3 protein-coding genes are annotated in these 15606 nt (G+C 73.8%); all 3 read right to left on the bottom strand.

The annotated features are described in order from the left end of the window. Positions 1–5349, bottom strand: a 5349-nt coding sequence (locus NP777_RS45975) for a type I polyketide synthase (RefSeq protein WP_256656165.1), incomplete at its 3' end; no start/stop codon positions are given. A gap of 259 nt (positions 5350–5608) precedes the next feature. After that, positions 5609–10660 carry a type I polyketide synthase gene (locus NP777_RS45970; RefSeq protein ID WP_305890821.1) on the bottom strand — a complete coding sequence of 1684 codons (5052 nt, stop codon included), beginning with the start codon at positions 10658–10660 and terminating at the stop codon, positions 5609–5611. A gap of 64 nt (positions 10661–10724) precedes the next feature. Next, positions 10725–15606: type I polyketide synthase (locus tag NP777_RS45960; protein WP_256656164.1), on the bottom strand; the 4882-nt coding region annotated here is incomplete at its 5' end.

Below are 15606 nucleotides of genomic sequence, written 5' to 3'. Positions count from 1 at the left end.
GCCCGTCCCCATGAAGCCTTCCGAGCCATCGGGGGCGGAGAGGATCACGGGCAGATAGTCCTGGCCGTTGGTACCGGCGAACACGCCGACCTGCTGGCCGCGCAGCGTGGTCGGGTCGATTCCGGCCCGCTCGAACGCCTCCCAGGAGGTCTCCAGCAGCAACCGCTGCTGCGGGTCCATGGCCAGCGCCTCACGCGGCGAGATGCCGAAGAAGACGGGGTCGAACTCGGCGGCGTCGGCGAGGAATCCGCCCTCGCGGACGTAGCTGGTGTGCTCGCCGGTGCCCTCCGGGTCGTACAGCGTCTCCAGGTCCCAGCCGCGGTCGGCGGGGAAGCCCGTCACCGCGTCCTGCCCGGACGCCAGCAGCCGCCACAGCTCCTCCGGCGACCGCACACCACCGGGGAAGCGGCAGCTCATGCCGACGATCGCGATGGGGTCGTCGTCCAGGGCCACGCCCACCGACGACGCTCCGGTCACCGCCGGGCGGGAGCCGATGAGTTCGGCCTGGAGGTGATCGGCGAGGGCGATCGGGGTGGGGTAGTCGAAGATGATGGTGGCGGGCAGCTTGAGCCCGGTGAGCGTGGACAGCAGGTTGCGGATCTCGACCGCGGTCAGCGAGTCGAAGCCGAGGTCGCGGAAGGCGCGGCTGGGCTCCACCGAGTCCGGTCCGGGGTGGCCGAGGACGACGGCCACCTGGGTGCGGACGAAGTCCAGGGCGATCTGGTCGCGTTCCTCGTCGGTTCCGGCGTCGGTCAGCCGCTGGGCCAGCGAGGTCGGCTGGCCGGGGATGGCGGGGCCGCCGGTGGCGGTGCGTGCCACCTCGATCGCGCGCCGCGCCTCGGAGAGGTCGGCGAGCAGCGGGTTCGGGCGGTGGCTGGACAGGCCGGGGGCGAAGCGGTCCCATTCGATGTCCACGACGAGGGAGAAGGTCTCGTCGAGGTCGAGCGCGGCGCCCAGGGCGGCGGTGGCCGGTTCGGGGGCGAGGGCGGGCAGCCCGGACTGCCGGAGCCGCTCGGCCACCAGCTCGTCGGTGGCCATACCGCCGTCGGCCCAGGCGCCCCAGGCCATCGAGGTGGCGGGCAGCCCCTCGGCGCGGCGCTGTTCGGCGAGCGCGTCGAGGTAGGCGTTGGCGGCCACGTAGTTGGCCTGTCCGGCGGCGCCGAAGGTGGCGGCCATGGAGGAGAAGAGCACGAAGGCGGACAGGTCGAGGCCGCGGGTGAGCTCGTGCAGATGGCGGGCGGAATCGGCCTTGGCGCGCAGCACATCGGCCATGCGCCGCGGGGTCTGGGCGTCGAGCACCCCGTCGTCCAGCACTCCGGCGGCGTGGACGACCGTGGTCAGCGGGAGGTCCGCGGGGACGGTCGCCAGCAGCCCGGCGAGGGCGTCGCGGTCGGCCACGTCACAGGCGGCGACGGTCACCTGGACGCCGAGGGCGGTGAGTTCGTCCCGCAGTTCGGCGGCGCCGGGCGCGTCGGGGCCACGGCGGCTGGTGAGCAGGATGTGCTGGGCGCCGTGGGCCACGAGCCAGCGGGCGACGTGGCCGCCGAGGGCGCCAGTGCCGCCGGTGATCAGCGCGGTGCCGTGGGTGGTCCAGCCGTCGTCGGTGGTCTCGTGGTGCGGTGCGCGGGCCAGCCGTCGCACGTGGATGCCCTGCGGGCGGATGGCGAGGTGGTCCTCGCCGCTGATGCCCTCGGGCCCGGCGAGGATGTCGGCGAGCCGCCCGAGGGCGCGGTCGTCGGCGGTCTCGGGCAGGTCGATCAGACCGCCCCAGCGCTCGGGGTGTTCGAGGGCGGCGGTGCGGCCCAGGCCCCAGATCTGGGCCTGCTCGGGGCTGGTGAGCCGGTCGGAGCGGCCGACGGAGACCGCGCCGCGGGTGGCGTTCCACAGCGGGGCGTCGAGGTCGGCGTCGCCGAGGGCCTGGACGAGGGTGAGGGTCCCCGCGAGTCCGGCGGTGAGGGAGGGGTGCCGGTCGTGCGGGCGCTCGTCCAGGCCGAGCAGGGAGAGCACACCGTCGAAGCGCGGGGCCGGGGCCGCCGGGTCCGGGCTCAGAGCCTGTGTCATATCCCTGGTCGGATCAGCGTGCGGCGTCAGGGGGGCACCTCCCAGCGGTAGCTGGGGGAGCGTGCCAGACGCCGCGCGCCCGGCCGGGGATATGACACAGGCTCTCAGGGCGGTGCGGATCCGCTCGGCGAGGGCGGCGCGGTCGGCGGTGGTGCCGTCGACGTCGATCCGGTGGACGGTGACGCCGCGTTCGGCCAGCAGCCGCAGCGACTCCGCCACCCAGGGGTCGTCGGCGCGTCCCTCGGGGGTGACCACGAGCCAGGTGCCGGTGAGCGGCTTGGCCTGGGCCTGCGGCAGCGGCGTCCAGGTGACGCGGTAGCGCCAGCCGTCCACGGTGGTGTCCACATGGCTCTGCCGGCGCCACGCGGACAGGACCGGCAGCACCTCGCTGAGGGGCTGGTCGCCGTCGAGGCCGAGGGTGTCGACCAGGGCGGCCAGGTCCTCGCTGTGCACGACCTCCCAGAACCGGGCGTCGGCCACGGCCGGTGCGGCGGCCTCGGCGGCGGCGGAGTCGGCGCCGTACGAGAAGGGGTTGGCCGGCCAGTAGCGCTGCCGCTGGAAGGCGTAGGTGGGCAGCTCGACGCGGCGGGCGCCGGTGCCCGCGTAGTACGTGGCCCAGTCCACGGGCAGGCCGCGGACGTGGGCCTGGGCGAGCGCGTTGCTCAGGGTGCGGGGCTCGGGGCGGCCGGAGCGCAAAACGGGCAGGAAGGCGAACGTGCGGTTCCGGCCGCCGCTCACGCACTCCTGGGCCATGGCGGAGAGCACCCCGTCGGGGCCCAGTTCCAGATAAGTCGTCACGCCGTGGTCCTCGAGGCGGCGCACGCCGTCGAGGAAGCGGACGGCCTCGCGGACGTGGCGGACCCAGAACTCGGGCGTGGTGATCTCGTCGGCGCTCACCAGGGTGCCGGTGAGGTTGGAGACGATCGGGATCTTCGGGGCCTCGTAGGTCAGCCGCTCGGCCACCTGACGGAAGTTCTCCAGCATCCCGTCCATGTGCGGGGAGTGGAACGCGTGGCTGACGGTGAGCCGCTTGGTCTTGCGGCCCTGGGCCTCGAAGCCCGCCGCGATCTCCACGACCGCACCCTCGTCACCGGCGATGACGACCGACGTCGGGCCGTTGATGGCGGCGATGGACACCCGCTCGGTCAGCAGCGGCGTCACCTCGTCCTCCGCGGCCTGCACCGCGATCATCGCGCCGCCGGTGGGGAGTTGCTGCATCAGCTGGCTGCGCGCGGCCACCAGAGCGGAGGCGTGGGTGAGCGAGAGCACCCCGGCGACATGGGCGGCGGTCAGCTCGCCGATGGAGTGGCCGGAGAGGAAGTCCGGCCGCAGCCCCCAGGATTCGACGAGGCGGAAGAGGGCCACCTCGACGGCGAACAGCGCGGGCTGGGTGTAGCCGGTCCGGTCGAGCGTGGCGGCGTCGTCGCCGAACAGCACGTCCTTCAGCGGCCGGTCGAGGAAGCGGTCGAGCTGGGCGCAGACCGCGTCCAGCGCCTCGGCGAACACCGGGTAGGTGGCGTACAGCTCACGGCCCATGCCGAGCCGCTGGCTGCCCTGGCCGGTGAAGAGGAACGCGACCTTGCCCTCGGCGGCGAGACCCTCGGCCACCTCGGGGTGGTGGCGGCCCTCGGCGAGCGCGTCGAGGCCCGCGAGCAGCTCGTCGTGGTCGGCGGCGACGACCGCGGCGCGGCGGTCGAGGGCGGCGCGGGTGACGGCCTGGGAGTAGCCGACGTCGGCGAGGCGGTGGCCGGGGTGGGCGGCCAGATGGGTCCGCAGCCGCAGCGCCTGGGCGCGCAGCGCCTGCTCGTTCTTGCCGGACAGCACGACCGGGACGAGGGGCGGCTCGGCCCGCTCCGGCTCGTCGCCCTCGGCGTGTCCGACGGGGGCCGGGGAGGCCGGGGCCTCCTCGAGGATGGTGTGCACATTGGTGCCACTCATGCCGAACGACGAGATGCCCGCGCGGCGCGGGGTGGCGCCCTCGGGGTCCCGGGCCCACTCGCGGGTGGCGGTGAGCAGTTCGACGTCCCCGGCGGTCCAGTCGACGTGCGGGGTGGGCTCGGTGAGATGCAGGGTCTTGGGCAGTTGGCCGTGGCGCATCGCCATGACCATCTTGATGATGCCGCCGACACCGGCGCCCGCCTGGGCGTGGCCGATGTTGGACTTGATGGAGCCGATGAGCAGCGGCTTGCCCTCGGGCCGATCCTGGCCGTACGTGGCGAGCAGCGCCTGCGCCTCGATCGGGTCGCCGAGTGCGGTGCCGGTGCCATGGGCCTCGACGGCGTCCACCTGGTCGGGGCTGAGCCGGGCGTTGGCCAGCGCCTGGAGGATGACGCGCTGCTGCGAGGGGCCGTTGGGCGAGGTGAGGCCGTTGCTGGCGCCGTCCTGGTTGACGGCCGAGCCGCGGACCACGGCGAGCACCGGGTGGCCCTTGCGCTGGGCGTCCGACAGCCGCTCGACCAGCAGCATGCCGACGCCCTCGCCCAGGCAGAAGCCGTCGGCCTCCGGGGCGAAGGGCTTGGAGCGGCCGTCGAGGGCCAGTCCGCGCATCTTGCTGTAGTCGACGAAGACGCCGGGCGCGCACATCAGGGTGGCGCCACCGGCGAGCGCGAGCGAGCATTCGCCGTTGCGCAGCGCCTGGACGGCGAGGTGGAGCGCCACCAGCGAGGAGGAGCAGGCGGTGTCGACGGTGACCGCCGGACCCTCGAAACCGAAGGTGTAGGAAAGGCGGCCGGAGGCGACGCTCGCGGCGTTACCGGTGCCGAAGTAGCCCTCGAAGTTCTCGTTGGAACTGAGGATCGCGCCCAGGTAATCGTGATTGCTGGTGCCGACGAAGACGCCGATCTGCCGGCCGCGCACCGCGACCGGGTCGATTCCGGCGCGCTCGAACGCCTCCCAGGAGGTCTCCAGCAGCATCCGCTGCTGCGGGTCCATGCCGAGCGCTTCCCGGGGGCTGATGCCGAACAGGGAGGGGTCGAAATCGGCTATGCCGTCGACGAATCCGCCCTCGTGCACATAGCTGGTGCCGGGGTGGTCCGGGTCCGGGTGGTACATCGTGTCGACATTCCACCCGCGGTCCAGCGGGAACTCGCTGACCGCGTCGACGCCCTCGCTGACGATGCGCCACAAGTCCTCGGGCGACGAGACGCCTCCGGGATAACGGCAGCCGATCCCCACGATGGCGATGGGGTCGTGGTTCTTCGCCTCGGCCTCTTGCAGGCGGAGGCGAGTCTGGTGCAGATCCGCCGTTACCAGCTTGAGGTAGTCCCGCAGCGTCTCTTCATTCGCCATTTACGCAATCCAATTACGGCAGACGGCATCGGAAATGCTCCACAGATCCTCAACGGGAGCCGGTAACCAACAACCAAATCAGTCGACTTCTCGCTGAGAGGCTATGTGCGAACTAACCCTCATAACAACCCCTAGCTGCCCCCTATGACCCCCTGGAGACCCAAGGAGCGATAGGGGGCAGCCGGTATTTCGAAACTCTATTGAAGGGTAGAGAAAATCCTGGCCGACATCGGATACGACGTCAATAGCGAAATTCTCGTCAAGCCCTTCCGAGTCCCTTGTTGATGAATGCGAACAGCTCTTCATCACTGGCCGACTGGAGCTGTTCGGCGTCCACCGTGTCCTTCGCCGGGCGCTCCGGCGCCGTCGCGGCGGCGGGCTCGGCGGTGATCGCCGTGCCGTCCGACTCGTTCCACTTCGCCAGCAGCGACTGCAGCCGCATGGTGATCCGGGCCCGGGTGATGTTGTCGGGCGCGGTGCCGGTGAGCGCGGACTCCAGCTTGTCGAGCTCATCGAGCACCGCCGTGCCGTCGGCCGCCTCGTCGGGCGCGATCCCGGCCCGCAGATAGGCGGCCACGGCGGCCGGGGTCGGGTGGTCGAAGATCAGGCTCGGCGGCAGCTTCAGCCCGCTCGCGGCGCCCAGCCGGTTGCGGAGCTCGACCGCGGTCAGCGAGTCGAAGCCCAGGTCCTTGAAGGCCCGGCCGGCCTCGATGGCCTGGGCGCCGGAGTGGCCAAGCACCGCGGCCACCGCGCTGCGCACCAGATCCAGCAGCACCCGCTCCCGCTCGGTCTCCGGCAGGCCCGCGAGCTGCCCGGCCAGGGCCACACCGGCCGTGCCCGCGTCGTCGGTCTCGGCCGCGGCCATCTCCTCGACGACCTCGCGGGCCTCGGGCAGGTCGTGCAGCAGCGGACGCGGCCGGTCGGCGGTGAAGGCGAGGGTGAAGCGCCGCCAGTCCATGTCGATGACGGTCAGCGCGGTCTCGTCCCGGTCCAGCGCGTGCTGGAGCGTGGCGGTGGCGGGCTCGGGTGCCATCTCGTTGATGCCGTGGCGGCGCATCCGGTCGCCCACGGCGCCGTCGACCGTGGCGCCGTCGCCCCACGGGCCGAAGGTCAGCGTGGTGGCGGGCAGTCCGTCCGCGCGGCGCTGCTCGGCGAAGGCGTGCAGGAAGGCGTTGCCGGGCGCCTGGTTGCCCTGGCCGGGCGCGCCGAAGGTGGCGGAGAAGTGCGAGCACAGCACGAACGCGGTCAGGTCCCGCTCCCGGGTCAGCTCGTGCAGATGGCGCGTGGCGTCCACCTTCAGCCGCAGCACCCGCTCGACCTGATCCGGGGTCAGCCCCTCGATCACCCCGTCGTCGATGACGGCGGCGGTGTGCACGACGGCCGTCAGCGGCTGGTCGGCCGGGATGGCCGCGAGGGTCTCGGCGAGCGCGGCGCGGTCGGTCACATCGCACGCGGCGAGGGTGACCTTGGCGCCGAGCCCGGTCAGCTCGGCCTCCAGCTCGACCGCCCCGGGGGCGTCCGGGCCCCGGCGGCTCGCCAGGACGAGATGGTCGGCGCCGTTGCGGGCCAGCCACCGCGCGACCTGTGCGCCGAGCCGTCCCGTACCGCCGGTGACCAGCGTGGTGCCGGTCGGCCGCCAGGCCCGTACGGCGGAGGTGTCGGCCAGCGGGGCGCGCACCAGTCGGGGGCCGAAGACCCCGGTGGCACGGATCGCGGCCTGGTCGTCGTCGCCGTCGGAGGCGAGGAGGCCCATCAGCCGGGTCAGGGCGCGCTCGTCGGGCGTGTCGGGCAGGTCGATCAGGCCGCCCCAGCGCTCCAGGTGCTCCAGCGCGGCCACCCGGCCCAGGCCCCAGACCAGCGCCTGCTCGGGCGCGGCCGGGCGGTCCGTGCCGCCCACGGAGACGGCGCCCTGTGTCAGGCACCACAGCGGCGCGCCGATCCCCGCGTCGCCGAGGGCCTGGACCAGCGCGAGCTGGGCGGCCGTTCCGGCGGGCAGGGAGGCGTGCTCGGGGTGTGCGCCCTCGGCCGGGGTCAGCAGCGAGACCACCCCGGCGAACGCGGCGCCGCCGGCCTCGGCGCCGGCTCCGGCTTCCGTTCCGGCTCCGGCTCCGGCTTCCGTTCCGGCTCCGGCTTCGGCTTCGGCTTCGGCTTCGGCGAGCGCGGTGCGCAGCCGTACGGCCAGCTCCTCCCGGCCGTCGACGGCGGTGTCCACGGCGATCCGCCGTACGTCGGCGCCGCGTTCGGCGAGCGCACCGGCCACGGCGTCGGTCCAGGTGTCCTCGGCGGCCGGGGTGACGACGAGCCAGGTGCCGGTCAACCGCGCGGAGCGCTCCTCGGCGAGCGGCTTCCAGGTGACGCGGTAGCGCCAGCCGTCCACCGTGGACTGCTCGCGGGCCTGCTTGCGCCACGACGCCAGGGCGGGCAGGACGGCGCTCATGGGCTGATCGCCCTCGACCGTCAGCTCGGCGGCCAGCGTCTGCCAGTCCTCGGCCTCCACGGCGGCCCAGAACTTCGCCTCCGCGGCGTCGTGCCCGCTCTCCCCCGCGGCGACCGCGGGCGCGGCCTCGGGCCAGTAGCGCTGCTGCTGGAAGGCGTACGTGGGCAGCTCGATCCGGCGGGCGCCGGTGCCGTCGAACACCGCGTCCCAGTCCACGGCCACACCGCGCGACCACGCCTCGCCGACGGAGGCCCAGAAGCGGTCCAGGCCGCCCTCGTCACGGCGCAGCGAGCCGATCGCGGCCGCGTCCACACCGGCGTCCTCGGCGGTCTCCTGCACCCCCATGGTCAGCACCGGATGGGCACTGGACTCGATGAACACGCCGAAGCCCTCGTCCAGCAGACGGCGAACGGCACCCTCCAGCTCAACCGTGCGCCGCAGGTTGGTGAACCAGTACTCCGCGTCCAGCTCCGGACCCTCGACCCACTCCCCCGTCACCGTCGACAGGAACGGCACCTGGGCACTCTTCGGCTGTACGGGCGCCAGCAGCTCCAGCAACTCCTCGCGGAGCAACTCCACCTGAGCCGAATGCGAGGCGTAGTCCACCGGCACCCGGCGCGCCCGCACCTCGTCCGCCTCACACGCGGCCAGCAGTTCGTCCAGGGCGGTCGGCTCACCGGAGACGACCACCGAGGACGGCCCGTTGACCGCCGCCACCGAGATCCGCTCCTCGCCCCACGGCGCGATCCGCTCGCGTACGTCCGCCACCGGAAGCGCCACCGACACCATGCCGCCCTTGCCCGCCAGCACCCGGCCGATCGCCTGACTGCGCAGCGCCACCACCCGGGCGGCATCCTTCAGCGACAGGGCTCCCGCCACGCACGCGGCGGCGATCTCGCCCTGCGAGTGGCCGATCACCGCGGCCGGGCCGACACCCAGCGAACGCCACACCTCCGCGAGCGACACCATCACGGCGAACAACACCGGCTGAACAACGTCCACCCGGTCCAGCGACGGCGCGCCCTCCGCGCCGCGCAGCACATCCACCAGCGACCAGTCGGTGAACTCCGCGAGCGCCGCGGCGCACTCCTCGATATGGGCCGCGAAGACGGGCGAGGCGTCCATCAGCCCCACCCCCATCCGCACCCACTGCGACCCCTGCCCGGGGAAGACGAACGCCGTCTGCCCGGCGACCACGGCGCCCCGCTCCACACCGGCCGCCATGCCGCCCTCGGCGAGTGCGGTCAGCCCGGCCATCAGTTCCTCGCGGTCCCGGCCCTGGACCACCCCGCGGTGGTCCAGCGCGGAGCGGGTGGTGGCCAGCGACAGGCCGATGTCCACCGTGCGCAGCGCCGGTTCGTCCTGGAGCCGGTCCAGCAGCCGCCACGCCTGGGCGCGCAGCGCCGCCTCGCTCTTGCCGGAGAGCACCCACGGCAGCACGCCCGGGTGCTTGGACACCAGCTCGACCGGGCCCGGCTCCTCGGCGGGGGCCTGCTCGACGATGGTGTGCGCGTTGGTGCCGCTGAAGCCGAAGGAGGAGATGCCCGCACGGCGCGGACGGCCGGTTTCGGGCCACGGCATGGCCGACCTGACCAGCGCGATCTTCCCCGACGACCAGTCGATGTGCGGGGACGGCTCGGTGATGTGCAGCGACTCGGGGACCACCCCGTGCTGCATCGCCAGCACCATCTTCATCACCCCGGCGATGCCCGCGGCGCCCTGGGTGTGGCCGATGTTGGACTTCACCGAGCCGAGCAGCAGGGGCAGTTCCTCGGGCCGGTCCTGGCCGTAGGTGGCCAGCAGCGCCTGCGCCTCGATCGGGTCGCCCAGCGAGGTGCCCGTGCCGTGGGCCTCCACGACGTCCACGTCGCCCGCGGACAGCCGCGCGTTGGCCAGCGCCTGCTGGATGACGCGCTGCTGGGACGGGCCGTTGGGCGCGGTCAGACCGTTGGACGCGCCGTCCTGGTTGACGGCGGAGCCGCGCACCACGGCCAGCACCTTGTGGCCCAGGCGGCGGGCGTCCGAGAGCCGCTCCAGCAGCAGGACGCCCACGCCCTCGGCCGGGCCGAAGCCGTCGGCGTCCGCCGAGAACGCCTTGCAGCGGCCGTCCTCGGACAGTCCGCGCTGCCGGCTGAACTCGATGAACAGACCCGGCGTGGACATCACATGGACGCCGCCCGCGAGCGCGATCGAGCACTCGCCCAGCCGCAGCGACTGGACGGCCAGGTGCAGCGCCACCAGCGACGCGGAGCACGCCGTGTCCACCGTGACGGCCGGGCCCTCAAGACCGAACACGTAGGAGAGCCGGCCGGAGACGACGCTGGCGGCGTTGCCGGTGCCGAGGTGGCCGCCGAAGTCGTCCTCGGCGTCGAGCGCCACCGTCAGATAGTCGGAGGCGTTCATGCCCGCGAAGACACCGGTCCGGCTGCCGCGCAGGGACGCCGGGTCGATACCGGCCCGCTCGAACGCCTCCCACGACGTCTCCAGCAGCAACCGCTGCTGCGGGTCCATCGCCATGGCCTCGCGCGGCGAGATCCCGAAGAACGCCGCGTCGAACCGGGTGGCATCGCCCAGGAACCCGCCCTCGCGGGTGTAGGTGGTGTCCGGGGTGTCCGGGTCGGAGTCGAACAGGTTCCGCAGGTCCCAGCCGCGGTCGGCCGGGAACTCCGTCTGCGCCTCACCGCCGGAGGCCATGAGCCGCCACAGCTCCTCTGGCGTGCTGACGCCCCCGGGGAAGCGGCAGCTCATGCCCACGATGGCGATCGGCTCATGGGCCTGGTCGTCGGCCTCCTGCAGCCGCCGGTGGGCGGCGGTGAGGTCGGTGGTGACCTTCTTCAGATATTCGCGGAGCTTGGCTTCGTTCGCAGTCGCCATGGACGTTCACCTATTCGCAATGCTCTTGATCGTCGGGGGGTTCGGATGAGGGTGCTGCCGCGCTTCAGCCGTTACCGAACCTCTTGTCGATGAAGTCGAAGAGCTCGTCGTCACTGACCTCTTCGAACGCTTCCGCCTCGGCTTCCGCCCCGGCGTCGTCCGCGGTGCGACGCACGTCGTTCCACTTCGCCAGCAGCGTCTGCAGGCGCACCGCGATGTTCGCATGGGCGGCCTCGTCCTCCGTTACCGAGGCCAGCTCCTCCGGCGTCAGCGTGGACAGGCTGTTCTCCAACCGCTCCAGCTCCTCCAGTACGGACACTCCGGGGCCCTCGGCCTCCGGCGCCACTTCCTGGCGCAGATGGCGCGCGAGCGCCACCGGCGTCGGGTAGTCGTAGACCAGCGTGGCCGTGAGCTTCAGCCCGGTGGCCGCGTTGAGCCGGTTGCGCAGCTCCACGGCGGTCAGCGAGTCGAAGCCCAGCTCCTTGAACGCCTGCTCGGCACCCACCTGGTCCTTCGCCGGGTAGCCCAGCACGGCGGCCACCTGACGGCGGACCAGATCCAGCACGGTCCGCTGCTGCTGGGCCTCCGACTGCCCGGCCAGCCGCTGGGCCAGGGTGCCCTCGCCGGTGTCCGCCCCGGCCTCCGGGGCGGCGGGGCCACCGGCCGCGGCACGGCGCACCGGTGTGCGCACCAGGCCGCGGTAGAGCGACGGCAGCTCCCCGGTGGTGGCGGCGGCGCGCAGCGTCGCCATCTCCAGCCGTACGGGCACCAGCACCGCCTCGTCGGGCACGGCGTGGGCCGCGTCGAACAGGGCGAGCCCCTCCGCCGCGGACAGCGGCAGCACCCCGCCGCGGGCCGCCCGCTGCTGGTCGGCCTCGCCGAGCCTGCCGCCCATGCCCCGCTCCTCGGCCCACATGCCCCACACCAGGGACACCGCGGTACGGCCGGTGGCGCGGCGGTGGCCGGCGAGGGCGTCGAGGAAGACGTTCGCCGCCGCGTAGCCGCCCTGGCCCGCGCCGCCCAGCGTGCCGGCCGCGGCCGAGAAGAGCACGAAGGCGGACAGGTCCAGATCGCGGGTCAGCTCATGGAGGTTGACGGCCGCGTCGACCTTGGGCCGCAGCACCGTGTCCACCCGCTCGGGCGTCAGCATGTCGATGACGCCGTCGTCGAGGACGCCCGCGGTGTGCACCACGGCCGTCAGCGGACGGTCCGCCGGAATCGTGGCCAGCAGCCCGGCCAGCGCCTCCCGGTCGGCCGCGTCGCACGCGGCGACGGTGGCCCGCGCGCCCAACTCGGCCAGCTCCGCCACGAGTTCGGCCATGCCGTCGGCGGCGGGGCCGCTGCGGCTGGTCAGCAGGAGATGGCGGGCGCCGTGCGCGGTGGCCAGATGGCGGGCGAACAGCCTGCCCAGACCTCCGGTGGCGCCGGTGATCAGCACGGTGCCGTCCGGATCGACGGCCTTGGCGGCGTCGGCCGCGTCGACGGCCATGGTGACCTCGGCGGTGCCGATGGCGTCGGCGGACCCGGTGGCGTCGGCGGGCCCCGAGGCACCGACGGCCCCGGCCGTCCCGCTGGCCGGGCTCGTCTCGACCCTGGCCAGGCGTGGCGCGTACGCCGTCCCGGCGCGCAGCGCCAGCTCGGGCTCGCCCGAGCCCAGCGCCGCCGCGATCGCCGGGTACGACACCTCGCCGTCCACGTCCAGCAGGACGAACTGGCCCGGGTTCTCGGTCCGCGCGGACCGCAGCAGCCCCCACGCCGGGGCGTTCACCAGGTCCGTCACCGCCGTGTCACCGGCCGCCGCCACCGCGCCACGGGTGACCACCACCAGCCGGGCCGCACCGGGCCGGCCGCCGTTCAGCCACTCCTGGAGCAGGGCCAGGACGCGGTGGGTGGCCGTGTGCGCGGCGGCGGCCAGGCCGCCCTCCGCGGCGCCCGGCTCCGGCGGGAACGGCACCAGCACGGTGTCCGGCGCGGACCCGCCCGCCTCGACCGCCGCGTTCAGCGATACGAGGTCGTCATGGACCGTGGCACGGAACCCGGCCGTCTCCAGGGCCACGCTCAGCTTGAGCTCATCGCCGCCGATGACGGCGATCCCCGCCGACGCGGCCTCCGAGGGCGCCGCCACCGGCGCCCAGTCGATACGGAACAGCGACTCATGGCGGTCGGACGCGGCGGCACCGGCGATCCGGTCCACCTCGAGCGCCCCGGTCACCAGCGCGTCCACCGACGCCACCGGCGCGCCCGACTCATCGGCCGCCACCATCGACACCGCGCCGTCCTCGGTCAGCGCGAGCCGTACGCGCAGCGCCTCGGCGCCCACCGCGTACAGGCTCACCCCGCGCCAGGAGCGCGCCACCGCGGCGCCGCCCGCGCCCAGGGCCAGCGGCCGCAACGCGCCGTCCAGCAGGGCCGGGTGGAGGGCGAAGCGGGCCGCCTCGGGCTGCCGCTCCTCCGCGATACGCACCTCCGCGAACACCTCCTCGCCACGCCGCCAGACGCGGCGCAGGCTCTGGAACGCGGGACCGTGCAGCAGCCCGGCACGCGCCATGCTCGCGTACAGCTCATCGGTGTCGACCGGCTCCGCGTCGGCGGGCGGCCACACGGACAGCGACTCGGCACCGCCACCCGCGGCGGCCTCGCCGGACGCGAGCACACCGGCGGCGTGCCGGGTCCACGCCCGGTCCGCCTCCGAGCGCTCGTCACGCCCGTACACGGCCAGCGGACGACGGCCGTCACGGTCCGGCTCGCCGACCGACACCCGCAGCCGCACCCCGCCGCGCTCCGGCAGGACCAGCGGCTCGTCCAGGGTCAGCTCCTCCAGCAGCGCACAGCCCACGTGGTCCCCGGCGCGCACCGCCAGCTCCACGAACGCGGAGCCCGGCAGCACGGCCGTGTCCGCGACCGTGTGGTCCGCCAGCCACGCGTGCGAGGCGAGCGACAGCCGACCGGAGAACACGTACGCGTCCGCGTCGGGCAGTTCCACCGCCGCGCCCAGCAGCGGGTGATCGGCCGAGCCGAGCCCCGCCGAGGCCACCTCGTCCAGGCTCAGCTGGGCGTCGACCCAGTAGCGGCTCCGCTGGAAGGCGTACGTCGGCAGCGTGACCTTCCGCGCGCCCGTACCGGCGAAGAACGCCGCCCAGTCCGGGGCCTGGCCACGGACGTACAGCCGGGCCAGCGCGCCCGTCACCGCCTCGGCCTCCGGCCTGCCCTTGCGCAGCGCGGGCAGCAGCTCGGCCGCGTCGGGCTCGGCCAGGCAGTCCTGCGCCATGGCGGTGAGGACACCGTCGGGGCCCAGCTCGACGTACGTGGTGACGCCGCGGGCTTCGAGGGTGCGGACACCGTCGAGGAAGCGGACGGCCTCCCGGACGTGGCGCACCCAGAAGTCGGCGGTGGTGATCTCCTCGGCGGGGACCAGCTCGCCGGTCAGGTTGGACACGATCGGGATGCGCGGAGCCTCGTACGACAGCCCCTCGGCCACCTCGCGGAACGCGTCCAGCATCCCGTCCATGCGCGGGGAGTGGAACGCGTGGCTCACGGTGAGCCGCTTGGTCTTACGGCCCTGGGCCTCGAAACCGGAAGCGATCGCGACAGCCGCGTCCTCATCACCCGCGATGACCACGGACGTCGGGCCGTTGAGCGCGGCGATCGACACCCGCTCGGTGAGCAGCGGCGCCACCTCGTCCTCGGACGCCTGGACGGCGATCATCGCGCCACCGGCGGGCAACTCCTGCATCAACCGGCCACGCGCCGCCACCAACTTCGCCGCGTCCGCCAGCGAGAGCACACCCGCCACATGCGCGGCAGCCAACTCACCGATCGAATGGCCGGACAGGAAGTCCGCACGCAGCCCCCACGCCTCCGAGACCAGCCGGAACAGCGCCACCTCGACCGCGAACAGCGCGGGCTGAGTGAAGCCCGTCTGATCCAGGGCGGCGGCGTCCTCCCCGAACAGCACCTCCCGCAGCGGCCGCTCCAGATGCCCGTCCAGGTGGGCGCAGACCTCGTCCAGCGCGTCCGCGAACACCGGGAAGGCGTCGTACAGCTCACGGCCCATGCCCAGCCGCTGGCTGCCCTGCCCGGTGAACAGGAACGCCACCTTGCCACCGGCCACCGAGCCCTCGACCAGGCCCGGCACCTCGGACTCGCCCCGCGCCAGCGCCGCGAGACCCGACAGCGGCCCGTCCCCGCTGTCCGCGGTGAGCACCGCCCGGTGGTCCAGGGCGGCGCGGGTCGTGGCCAGCGAGTAGGCCACATCGGTGGCGGCCGGTGCGGCCGGTCCGGCCGGTGCGGTCTCGCCGCCGAGGTGGGCCAGCAGTCGTTCGGCCTGACCGCGTACGGCGGCCGGGGACTTGCCCGACAGCACCCACGGCACCGTCGGCAGCTCCACCGCCGGGGCGGCGGCGGGGCGCTCCTCCGGCTCCGGGGCCTGCTCCAGCAGGGTGTGGGCGTTGGTGCCGCTGATGCCGAACGCCGAGACCGCGGCCCGGCGCGGACGGCCGGTCTCCGGCCACTCCCGCGCCTCGGTCAGCAGCTCCAGCTCACCGGCGGACCAGTCGACATGCGGGGTCGGCTCGTCCACGTGCAGCGTCGGCGGCAGCACACCGTGGCGCAGCGCCAGCACCATCTTCATCACACCGGCGACACCGGCAGCGGCCTGCGTATGCCCGATGTTCGACTTGATGGAGCCCAGCCACAGCGGTCGGCCCTCCTCGCGGTCCTGGCCATACGTGGCCAGCAGCGCCTGGGCCTCGATCGGGTCGCCCAGCGTCGTACCGGTGCCATGGGCCTCGACCGCGTCCACCTCGGACGCCGAAAGCCCCGCACCCGCCAGCGCCTGCCGGATCACCCGCTGCTGCGACGGACCATTCGGCGCCGTCAGACCATTCGACGCACCATCCTGGTTGACCGCGGAGCCACGTACCACCGCCAGCACCTCATGACCGTTA

This window comes from Streptomyces rugosispiralis (genome assembly GCF_024505145.1).
Classification (GTDB): Bacteria; Actinomycetota; Actinomycetes; order Streptomycetales; family Streptomycetaceae; genus Streptomyces; species Streptomyces rugosispiralis.
This window is presented reverse-complemented; position numbering and strand designations above follow the sequence as displayed.

Excerpts from the sequence above, each read along its gene's own strand:
- NP777_RS45970 (WP_305890821.1), bottom strand. The coding sequence starts at position 10,660 with ATGGCGACTGCGAACGAAGCCAAGCTCCGCGAATATCTGAAGAAGGTC.